General features: G+C 45.0%; 8 protein-coding genes. All 8 read right to left on the bottom strand.

What is annotated here, in order from left to right:
- Positions 1-324: 324 nt before the first annotated feature.
- From PL85_RS01580 to PL85_RS01545, 8 genes are read right to left on the bottom strand one after another with little or no spacing between them, the layout of a single operon-like run.
- Positions 325-2,214, bottom strand: a complete 1,890-nt coding sequence (locus tag PL85_RS01580) for a hypothetical protein (RefSeq protein ID WP_013856699.1) — start codon at positions 2,212-2,214, stop codon at positions 325-327.
- A gap of 15 nt (positions 2,215-2,229) precedes the next feature.
- On the bottom strand, positions 2,230-2,862 hold the full coding sequence (locus tag PL85_RS01575; protein ID WP_029189805.1) for a protein kinase domain-containing protein: 633 nt from the start codon (positions 2,860-2,862) through the stop codon (positions 2,230-2,232).
- 8 nt (positions 2,863-2,870) lie between these two features.
- Entirely contained in the window at positions 2,871-6,323 is a 3,453-nt protein-coding gene (tssM, locus tag PL85_RS01570; RefSeq protein ID WP_088732547.1) for a type VI secretion system membrane subunit TssM, read from the bottom strand.
- A gap of 1 nt (position 6,324) precedes the next feature.
- Positions 6,325-7,467 (bottom strand): type IVB secretion system protein IcmH/DotU, encoded by a 1,143-nt coding sequence (icmH, locus tag PL85_RS01565; RefSeq protein ID WP_013856696.1) that lies wholly within the window; start codon positions 7,465-7,467, stop codon positions 6,325-6,327.
- Between the two features lie 7 nt (positions 7,468-7,474).
- A complete protein-coding gene (gene tssK / locus PL85_RS01560) occupies positions 7,475-8,791 on the bottom strand; it encodes a type VI secretion system baseplate subunit TssK (RefSeq protein WP_019282547.1) in 1,317 nt (438 codons plus the stop codon).
- A complete protein-coding gene (gene tssJ / locus PL85_RS01555) occupies positions 8,791-9,258 on the bottom strand; it encodes a type VI secretion system lipoprotein TssJ (RefSeq protein WP_019282548.1) in 468 nt (155 codons plus the stop codon). Before tssJ ends, tssK begins: the two co-directional genes overlap by 1 nt.
- A complete protein-coding gene (locus PL85_RS01550; protein ID WP_029189804.1) occupies positions 9,258-10,205 on the bottom strand; it encodes a type VI secretion system-associated FHA domain protein in 948 nt (315 codons plus the stop codon). Before PL85_RS01550 ends, tssJ begins: the two co-directional genes overlap by 1 nt.
- A gap of 33 nt (positions 10,206-10,238) precedes the next feature.
- Positions 10,239-10,934, bottom strand: coding sequence for a substrate-binding periplasmic protein (locus PL85_RS01545; RefSeq protein ID WP_013856692.1), 696 nt, complete (start codon positions 10,932-10,934; stop codon positions 10,239-10,241).
- Position 10,935: the final 1 nt, after the last annotated feature.

Here is a 10,935-nt window from a genome sequence, read left to right as displayed (position 1 = left end):
AATTCACTATGCCACTACAGAGTCAGTATTATTTTCATGGTGCGTAGCATGATCCTGATTTTATGAGAAATCAAGCATCTTCAATGATCACGGGTATATAACACTTTTAGTACTTATCACCCAAACAGAACCGTTACTTACAATATAAAACCTTTTGACCATGCTTTTTTTGGTTCACCTATCATGGCATGAGTACCACCCTGACACCTCAATAGAGAATTATTCAGTATCTATTTGATAAATCGAAATAAATGTCAAAACTAAATTTAACTATTCTTCATAGCAGCATCAACAAATGGCGAGACATCTCGCCATTTTTATTGATTAAGGTTTGACCGCTAGTAACCCCATTGCTGGGTTCATAACATTCATTCCCGCTAAAGCCAGCCCACCAGAGAGTGACTTAGCTCCCCTCTTCGAAGCCGCTTTCTTCGCTTGCTTCATAAGCATGTTTTGCGATTGATTGAAGCGTGCTTGATTATCCATATCCACGGCCGCTTGAGTGATATCCTCAGGACTCATATTGATAGCATCAGTGACACCAAGCGTTTCTAGGTACTTATCCATAACATTTCTATCAGGGCTCGCGATACGGTCATGCATCGTAGTGACTTCGTCCTTAGTAGACATGTTTGTGAAGGTTGGAATACGCCAGAGCTCTTCCGCTAAGACTCGGTAGTCCGCTTCAATCATGTTCAACGAAGACATGATACTTTCTTCACAACGGCTCACTGCCACTTGGTTAACGTTTCTGTTGTATTTAATTCCCGTTTTGCGTTTTGTCTGCTTTGAACGCAGGTGCTTACCAAATGAATCCCACAGGAGCACTTTGAGTAACATCGGGTTAACCATAGTTCCAAACTCTACGCCGGTCCCTACCCCCATCGTTGCACCTGCACCCGCTTTAAATGTGAAGTCTCCAGAACCTTTAACAATGGCTTCCAAAGCAGCAGATGCGCCTAAACCAACCGATGCAGAACCAGTCACACAACCAGACAACATACTCATGCCGCGAGCTTTCAAGGTAAAGGTGCTTGTTCCACTCGCCTTAGCACCAACAAAGGCACTTGCACCAATTTTGGTTTTAATGACTTCATTTTCAGAAAACATGCTGGCACTGTTTATTGCACCTGTGAACTGAACTTTTGCTGTCGCACCAACAAACAGTTCTCCCTCGCTCTTTAGTGCCATAAAGTCAGCCACAGAAAGTTCATGGGAAACTGTTAACTTCATTCCCATTTCGGCAGCGAGCATCGCATCAATTTCTAAATCGATACCCGGTATAATTTGAGTTGTTACTACAGAATCATCAATGCTATAAGTTGCATTTCCTGTTACCTTATTAACCTCAAATTCAGATTTAACACTTTTCTCCTTGTTTCCACTAAAAAGCTCTCGGCTATGCCCAATGCCATCCAATGCGCCTTTATTGATCTTAGCACTAGCACTAAATTTGCTGCTCTCACGGGCCCCAATTTCAGCGGATGCTTTGATTTGGTTTTTCATTTTCCCGAAGTCCCAAGTTTTTTCAAACTCGACTTTTGCTTCGGCAAATAGTGCTTGTGAGGCTTCAAATGTCACTGAACCGTCTTCAAGGTTTACTTTGCCCTCAACAGAGCGGGTATTTCCTTTTTGGAACAGAGCATTAATAGCAGGCCAAAGTTCAGCATTACATTTGGCATGATTAAAGTAGGCATCTCGTAAAGCATTAACTTGCGCATCCAGAATTTCCACCTTGGCTTGGCCAAGCTCACCGGATGCTAAGATACTGCTATGAGAACGCTTCAAAACTTCATGCTTGTTATGCAGCATCTGGAAGAAAGTACGGTTAATCAATTTCGAACGGACAGATTCCGTTGGTGAGCGGTGTGGTTGAATCACCTTAACGACACTGCCAAACTTTTTCGTCACTCGTTCTACAAAAAACTGCCATACAGGATGCTTAGTCACTGCGCTAGCTTCGTAGGCGCTAGTGTTGTTTCCTGATTGGCGATACAATTCCGCCTCAACCTCAGAATAGATAACATCTATCGCTTTCTCTAAATAAGGCAAGGCTCTGTTAGAGTGCCTTCTCCCGCATGCGAGAGACAGTTTTTTCAACCATTGCTCAATTTCTATCGCGCATCCTAAGTTTGGGATTAATTTTCCATCCGTCCCTTTGATTGATGACACATCGAAGTCGAGATTGGCTGCAGCAAGCTGTTTTTTATTCATTAGCTTTCCTTCTATCTAAATCTCAAGGCTCAGGGCTTTTCGCCACTGGATAAGCGTTGAGTTTATTGAGTAGTCATGCGCATATGGCATGACCTGATCGATGATTTGAATCAGTGAAAACCAGTCATCCCCCGTTTCTACCAGACCTTCCCCACCCTTTTGATTTGGCGAAGCAAAAATAGGCGTTGCTTGCCAATCGGAGAGTGCTTCCCGAGAAGTTCCAGTCCGACAACTGGCACCGAAATCAATCAATCGAATATGTTGTAATTGAGGTACATAAAGCAGATTAGATGGCTTGATATCGCCATGTACCCATCCCTTGCTATGACAGTGTTTGAGCGCCTGAACCACGCTAGGCAAAAGCGAAGCAAATAAAGCCAAATCCTTAGGTTCAAACTCAATCAACGGTATCGCACTTTGATCAAACTCCAGCGTTAGCTGCAATTTGCTCCAGTCGACATCCACTACTTTTTGTATTTGAGCACCCTGACACTCTTGCAAAGCAACCCACTCTCTTTGCAGGCTCTCTGCAGCATCAAAATGCTTAGTGTAGTGGGTCAACTCGTTACTGATTTCGTGTGCACGAGAGTGAGTCGCCAAAACTTGGCAACGCACTCGCTCCTGCGGTTCAATCACTGCTTTCAACATCGACAACCTTAAAGCTGCTTAGGCAACGAGAATTGAACAAATAAAGATTTATCCAATGGTTGTTTGGAATCACGCAACGTGTAATCCAATACGATGTTGTTTTGGTTAATTTTGTAGTTGAGCTTACGAATCAAACGGCTCGATGTAGCGCTGCTCTTATTCGCAAAAAGAGCGCGCAACAACGCCCACTGACCGGTAAATGATTGTTGTGCGACTCGATTCTGACCGCTGTAGAATTCTGCACTCAAATAGCCATCCACTCCTGCGGTTGGCCAAGTTATCTCGCGCCACACTCTTGGACCATGTTTGTAGTCGTAAATCGTTTCAGCCTCTCGTAGGCGGAATTCCGTCACGTCAGTACTCATTGAGCTCGCTTTTACTTCAAGCCTTAACCCAAGATCATCTCCTGAAGAACCGAAGAAAATGCCACTCAGTTTTTGAACTAATTCAAGTTGCTTACGAGTGTTTGAGTTTATTGGTAGCGCTAGGCCGTCAACTTCGTTTAGCTTGAGCATGCCGTTATCCCAGTAAACAAACGGCTTCAAGGTTTCTTCTATGTAGCGAGCCACACGGCCACTTGGTTTAAAGAATTGAGAAAAGTCATCTAAGCTCACTTCTCCACGGCCATGTTGATCAAATGGGAATCGCCCTTCAATGGCAGACACATAAAACTGGTAAACTTGCTCATCCCACTGTGTATTTAGATACACCACGCTGCCATTCACCACTTGCTTCCAAACTTGTTCACTGAGACTCTTCGTCCAAGACGCGACGATGTTTGGAGCCTTGCTACCAGCTTGACGGAAGTTCACGATAGGGTCGCTACTACCTTGCGCATGGGCGATGGCATAAGCATGGAATGATTTACCGGGGTTTGAACTAGACAATGCGGCATCGAAAAACGAGTTAACTTCATCAACTTGAACGATCAACTGCTCCAGTGGTGTATCCTTGTCTTTACCATTCCCATTCACAAACCTAGAGAAAGGTAAAAATGCTTCATTTACGACGAATGAAGGTTGCAGCCTCAACAGGTTATCGCCAACTGCTCGGTTCACCTTGTCGGCTTTGTTCAACACCTTTTTCGCTTTCTTCAATCCTAGTTGACCGGCTGCACGCTTTTGTCCTTTCGTATCTGGTTGGTCTGCGACAGCCAATGTTGTGTTCACCACAACTGCATCCAATACATCAAGTAGTGGACTCGTAGCCGGAGAACGTGTGTTCCTTAGTGCATAGCTGAGTCCTGAAGCATCGCCAAACTGCTTGATTTGAATGTTGTTGACCAAGTCTTTCCAGTAGTAGATGTAATCGGCAAAATACAGACGTTGAACCTGTTTGCTCAGTTCTCTAAGCTCAATGACTGATGCGCCAGACATATCACCTTGAATCGCTTTAAACTCGCTCATCAAGCTTCTAAGCAGAGGCGACTTTGCCGTCAAATCAATTTGGCTATAGCCCTGCTTAGTAAAGATTTCTGGGATCAGATAGCCATGGAAATCATTAGTAAACTCAAACAAACTATCGAACTTCTCACCGAGCTGGCTTCGGAGATCCACTTGAGTACGGTACTCTGGCATCTCTTTAATACGCGCATAAATCAGTCGCTCTGGTGACAAGCCTTCAAGGTTGTTCGTTGCAACAGCTATCAGGTCTAGGTTCGGTTGTAGCTGCTTGTCGTACTGACTTTTAAACAGGTCTTCGATTAAAAGAGAAAAAGAGTAAAGCTCGTCCGGAGAAAGCTCACCTTGGTCTTTCAAGTTATCAAGTAAGTAAGTTTGTAGTTCCGCAAAGTTCAGTTGCTCTCGGTCAAACAACATCTGGTAGTAACGCAAAATCTCAAAGATTCGGCTTGGATTACCAAGGTTCACATAAACATACAGCTCGCTGCTGATCAGCTCTTCTAGCTTTGGCAGCATTATCTGGTGCAACTGTTTTTCATAAGCAGAGTAAACACTCTCGGCCGTATCTGTTTGCTTAATACTGACTTTCTCATGCCACGGTTTAGGTTGAACGCCCTCAGCAACCACGTCGCCGAGTTCTCTTAATACCGCCACAACCTCCGACATCGAATTGTCATTGCTCAGCTTTTGAACATCGTTTTGATAAAAACGAATTTGAGATAGAGCCGTTGTGCGCCAATCTTCATCAACATTCCAGTTTTCTTGTAACTTCAGACCTGCAATAGAAATCAGCCCAACCACGGAGACTAGAACAGCGGTTCGAAATACAAGATAACCCGCATGACGCCATTCATTAACACCGACGATATTCTTCTCCGGCAAGATGACCTTATTGAACAAACGTTGCGTAAAGAAACCACGACGATTTGGCTGCTGTTCAACTTGATTATTGGTGTTGAACTCAGCACGTTCGGCCACTACCTGTGTTAGTAAATCGTGCTCAATGCCTTTTTGTCCGGATGACATTAAATAAGCGCCGCGGATCCATACGGCTTCTCGGACACGGTTCTCGCGACCAATGTCGCTCAAAGACTCGTTGACGCGCTCTAGGAAAATTCTTAGCTGATAAGGCCAAGCGATAATAGAGCCCGACTTGTCACTGCTGACGTTTCTCAGTAACTCAAACTGCTGCCCCGCAATGGATTGAATCAACGCGTGGCTTTCTGCCTCAAACTGCTGTTTGTCATAACGACGTGAAACATCGCATTCAAAGGTAATACCAAAAGGATTTTCTGAGTCACATGCAGTGAAGCTCTCAAAGAAACCAGTGAAGTCTGCTATCGAGTCAGCTTTAGAGAAAGCGGCATAAACAGGCAAGTTTAAGCTAAGCTCTGCGCCCATCGACAACACAGCCTCCTGATAGATGCCTGAGAGCCTAGTGCGTTCTTTTTTGTCTCCTGTCATTAGGCGATCACACCCAATAACCGTCACAATGCCGTTCAGCCCTTGCCTCGGACGGTATTTAAGTAGTTGCTTCGCCAGTACCTGCCAAAGCGACTCGTCAATACCGTCGTTATCAAATATACGATGACCGACTTCTACAACGACTGCGTTATCGTTGCTCCAAAAACGCAGGTACTGTTCCGTATCACTTTCATCCAAGTAGCGCTCGTTAACTGGCTCAAAACCATTCTGTAGCAAAATGGCACTTTTCGCGTCTTTTTCACCACCTAGAACTAGGTACCAAGGCAGACTGTAAAGGCTTTCTAGCTTGTTACGAGCTTGTCCCTGTATCTTTTTCGTTGCGATACGAAACAGCTGCTGGATCACACGCGTGTCTTGTTTAAGCAGTACGTGTTGATCATGCTCTTCTTTCTCTGTTTGATTAAGCTTGCGCTGTTTCCACCACCAAACACATGTAAAGAAGACAATAACGACGGTGACAGCGAGCATTCCCCACTTTATCCAGACTGGTTGCTCTTCTGATGCTGTAAGCCAAAATGCGAGCGTCCCTAAAATGGCAGTAATCACCAAGAAAATAGAAAATATCTTTTTAAACATCTTATTTCAGCGCTCTTTTAATCGTGGCGTTCAAACCAAAGCGAACATTGAGTTCATTTTTCAACTTACGAATGGTGTTTAAGTCGTCACCTGCGTGAAGATAAAGCTCAACGCCATGTTCCATCTCACGAGTAAAAGACTCATAGCCTGCCTGTTTGAGTTCTGTCGATAAACGAAGTGCGTCGCTCGCCCGAGAAAATACCGCGAGAATGATCTCCCATTGCTGAGTGACCACTTTTCCTTTCATTCCAGTTTCTTCCTCTAGGCTTTCACTCTGTCGCCCCAAATCCGCATCGGAACTTAAGTACACTAAGTCACTGCTGTTTTTCTTCAGGTTGACGTCTGACATATCGATCGCGCTAAACTGTGCCAACAACGGCTGCACGCGGCTGTTGTACCAATATTCAGTAAAACCATACCCGGATGCCAGAACCAAACAAGCCAAGCCTAACGTTTTGCCCATACTGATCATTAGCCACGGGCGTTTACCTTCGATTAGCGTTGGTGTTTGCGGTACCGGAAAAGGACTTTCACTGCGATAGTGGCGAATGAGACCGTACGCACGAGCGGTAATATCATGCAATTGGCTCTCGTCTTCATGGCGAAAGCGCCCTTTGAAACCCAAAGCCAAAAGCACGTACTGAAGCTCAATAAAATCAACAAGTTTATTCGGCTGCTGGCTGGCCTTATCTAGCAACACAAAAAAGGCCTCTCCGCCATCGCGCTGTGAAAACACCTTGCTCAACAACGAATGATTTTCCCAACGAGCACGCTCTCCCCAAGCGGTGTACAGCACAGCTTCATCAAATGCCGCGCACAACACAAAGCAGCTTTTTTCAATCACGCTTGGGTGGTAATCCAAGTGCAAACCACGCAAACGAAACGCATCAATGGCGTACAAAAGTTTTTGACGAAAACGGTTGATGTCTCTCGGTGTGCCTTGACGCTTAATCGTCACTAAAATACCCAACAGTTCCGTGGCGGCATTCAATAAAGGGCTACCATAAATGGCAAGATCCTCAATCAATCGCTCTGTGCCTGAAGTATCCGCTTTGGGTGGCAACAGATGCTGCTTGTGAGCTGATTCGGTCGATGTCACTCGTCGAATTTGAACCGTCGGTTCTTCGTTAAATAATCCGCCCATCCGTTACCTACCTGATCACATGAAAATCGACGTGGAGATCATCAATTCTTTCATCAATATGAAGAGCGATCGCCTCATCACGTTTGATCAACGCTTGCCACAATTCAGACTTAGTATCGATTTCGAAGTAAGCGGCGTCATTCAAAGACTTCAACTCAGAAGGTGCATAAGGAAGATGGCGCAAAGGAACACCTGAAAGTGCATTACGCACTAAACCGGCAATATCACTGTTCCCTGCTAGCTTCGCAGCACGAGGAAACTCTTCACTGAGTCGAGTGGCACCGATAGACGAGGAAACGGCCAACACAAAACGGCCTTGATTGTATAGGCTGCGATCATCAACCAGTGTGCGCAGTAAGCGGCGGCTAACGAACAGCTGTTTGTCCCAGTTCAATGTTGATACGTTATCTATCTGAACCTCACGCAGTAACACCAGTAACTCAGAAAACACGGTCGAAAAAATGCTGTATAGCGCATCTTGGTTCCATGCAGGGAAAGACTTTGGCATCTTCCCTTCTAAACCCTGCATCTGCCCAGCCATCGAAACACACTCTAAATAAAGATGACGTGTCAGCAACGAGCCATCTAGACTCCATTGTTCAAGCTTTGGCATCCAAGCCCCCAGTACTTGCAGCCACAAGTAGTCACGCATCAACGACTGATAGCTTTTACTGCTGGACTCCGCTTGTAAACGAGTATGAATCGCTCGGGAACGGTATTGTACTTGTGCAAATAGATCAGCAACGTTATCGGTTAGGTAGTTAGATACGGAAAACTGCAAGCATTGGGGAACGAATGCTTGGTTCAACACAACAACACCTTCAGATTTGTGTTCACTGATTTCAGCAACGGATATCAACACAAAATCTTTTAGCTCATCCCCTTCCAAACGCAGCTGAATGTTCAACGTTGCTAGCTCTAATTGAACCGGGTCACTGTGCTCTCGGCTGGTATCGTAAACGGGGTGTTCTTGTGAAGAGTGTCTAAGACGCGCGTCTTCTCCCACATCAATAGTGCCCGGTCTTGAAACCGGAAGAGCCAGATACACTTTCTTATGACTGGTATTTTTCGGCACATCGAGCACGAGTGCTTGCTCAATTTCAAATGGTGTTCCATCTGGGAAAATGCCTTTAGCGCGACGCACCGAAACCTTACCAATGTTCAACATCGAACGGTCAAGCTCTAGCGAGGTCAATCCATAAGCATTAGGGCTAATTTGTCCGGCGAACTCACGAGTAAAATGTTCAACATAGCGCTCTTGCTGTTGAAAGTGCTGAGGGGAAAGGAACATCCCCTCACTCCACACGACTTTATTATTATCCATTATTCTTCTTCCCCTGACACAGACAGATTAATGCCATCAATTTCAATACTGATAACCGCTGAATTCACAATTAGCGGCTTATAAATCACCTTGTTTTTCGCCTCTCTGTAATCAGCAAAACCCGCAATCACACCGATGTACTTAACACCACTACCAAGTGGGATAATTTCCTGACGAGTTTCGCCCGGCAAAATGCTGGGTAGCTGGCGAGAAACGGCCAACTCGGCCTTTAAAACGCCTTGGTCATCATTATAAATTTGAATAAAATCAGAAATTTCAAACGCATTATTATTCGTCAATTGATAAATTCGGAGCTCTACCGGAGAAGGCTTACCCTCAACATTAGGGTTAATATTGGTCGCAGCTTTAATATCAACGACCAGTTTTGGCTCAACCATATCATAGCTCCATAAACTGCACCCTGACATAATAAGGACGATACACATTAGGCATAAACGACGTACCATTACTGATCCCCTTCGAAGTTTTTTTGCATACGCATTGCATCTCTGAAGTACGCTTGAAACTTAATTTGCCAATCGCGATTCTCTACTTGTCGGTTGAAATAGCGTTTGTACATATCCCAGTACTTCGGTTTACGAGACCAAAAACCGTTGCCCGACAAATCATCAAACATCGACTCCATCGCATTCGGTGAAATGTCAGACAACAACCTTGCCAATGCCATCTCTAATGCTTTGTCCGTACGTTCCTGTAAGCGCTGCCCATGATTCTTAAACTCAGTGATAGCAAACTGAGAGTGGTTCAGTGGTGACTCTTCTTGAGCGAAAGAGGAGGTCGCCATCACTTCATGGTTTGGAAATGACGTACGAAAATCACTGTCTTTCAGTGGGTCATCCTCAGCCGTCTGAAAATCAAGATTAAAGTGAGGCGCTAGTTCTTGCTTAACTGAGGCATCACTCGCAAATGGGTCATCCCCCACCACATCTGTCGTCGAGATGGTGAACCCAGGCGCTTCATCTACTTCAGGAATACTTTGAATAAAAGGTGTTGATTCAGTACTAAACGGATCATCACCTAATCGACAACTATCTGAGTGAGGCTGCTGGATTTGCGCTTTCGCTGTTTCAGGGAAGAAACAAGAAACCAGCAATCGGTAGCGGCCAATATCAAGAACATCACCATCACTTAGTGTAGATTGGTTACCCTTGCCCAAAGGCACATCAGATCCATTGATGTAAAGGCCATTGGTGCTGTTGTCCATGATTTGGTATCCACGCGAGGTCTTACGAATCATTGCATGGGTACTTGAAATCTCACGACTTGCGTCATTAAGTTGTAGCGTCGCGCCAAACGCACGCCCGATATCTCCGCCATCGTCTGGAAATGCTTGATTCCATTGGGCGATGCTTTCACCATCTGGAGAGCTAATAATTCTAATCGATAGAGGCATTTGACTGACCTTCAATAAATTCAATATTTGGAGTTAACGACACTGAGCAACCGCCTCGTTAAATTCATTAAGAAAGTTGGGGTATTTCTTTGTAAATGCTTTGGAGAAATACACGCCCAATGGATTCGATTTGACCCGTGTCCGAGAAATCGCTCGATAACTGATACCCATTTTTTTTATCGTCTCGTCAATGACAGCGTCATTGCCCAATACCGCTCCGACTTCCCCATTCAGCATCAACTCAATTAGGGCTTTTGGCGTCCTTGGTTTTTTGCTTACGCGGTAACCGTTTTTCTGTAGCCAAAACCAATTATTTGAGCCAAATAGTGCAGCGACTTCGACCTGAGACTTGAACATTGCGTTGTCTAACTCTGTTGAATCAGATAGAGAGAACCAACTCCAATTCTGTTGATCAAGTGGCGCAGAATAATCGGCATACTCATCACGCTTGCTGTTGAGAGACGCAAGAAAGAAACCATGCTGTGAGCCAACTTCTGTCATGAGCTGAGCTCTATCCCAGTTAGTCATCGTAAGCTGATACGGCTGGTCCATCACTCTCATGACACACTTCACTCGTTCTATCCCCGGCCCTTTCATTTCCCCATTTTCTTGGTACTGATAAGGAAACCATTCTTGGGTAGCGAGCAATAATCGCTCTGGACGCTGATAGGCCAAAGCAGGTTGGCTAAGCACGGTCAACATAACGGCAATGAAAATGACACGTATCATG

The sequence above is a fragment of the Vibrio anguillarum genome (assembly GCF_001989995.2).
Classification (GTDB): Bacteria; Pseudomonadota; Gammaproteobacteria; order Enterobacterales; family Vibrionaceae; genus Vibrio; species Vibrio anguillarum.
The sequence above is the reverse complement of the archived record's forward strand: the minus strand, read 5'-3'. Positions and strand labels throughout refer to the sequence as shown.

What these genes read in the sequence shown, in the direction of transcription:
- PL85_RS01580 (WP_013856699.1), bottom strand. Translation starts at nt 2,214, where the DNA reads ATGAATAAAAAACAGCTTGCTGCAGCCAATCTCGACTTCGATGTGTCA.
- PL85_RS01575 (WP_029189805.1), bottom strand. Translation starts at nt 2,862, where the DNA reads ATGTTGAAAGCAGTGATTGAACCGCAGGAGCGAGTGCGTTGCCAAGTT.
- tssM (WP_088732547.1), bottom strand. Translation starts at nt 6,323, where the DNA reads ATGTTTAAAAAGATATTTTCTATTTTCTTGGTGATTACTGCCATTTTA.
- icmH (WP_013856696.1), bottom strand. Translation starts at nt 7,467, where the DNA reads ATGGGCGGATTATTTAACGAAGAACCGACGGTTCAAATTCGACGAGTG.
- tssK (WP_019282547.1), bottom strand. Translation starts at nt 8,791, where the DNA reads ATGGATAATAATAAAGTCGTGTGGAGTGAGGGGATGTTCCTTTCCCCT.
- tssJ (WP_019282548.1), bottom strand. Translation starts at nt 9,258, where the DNA reads ATGGTACGTCGTTTATGCCTAATGTGTATCGTCCTTATTATGTCAGGG.
- PL85_RS01550 (WP_029189804.1), bottom strand. Translation starts at nt 10,205, where the DNA reads ATGCCTCTATCGATTAGAATTATTAGCTCTCCAGATGGTGAAAGCATC.
- PL85_RS01545 (WP_013856692.1), bottom strand. Translation starts at nt 10,934, where the DNA reads ATGATACGTGTCATTTTCATTGCCGTTATGTTGACCGTGCTTAGCCAA.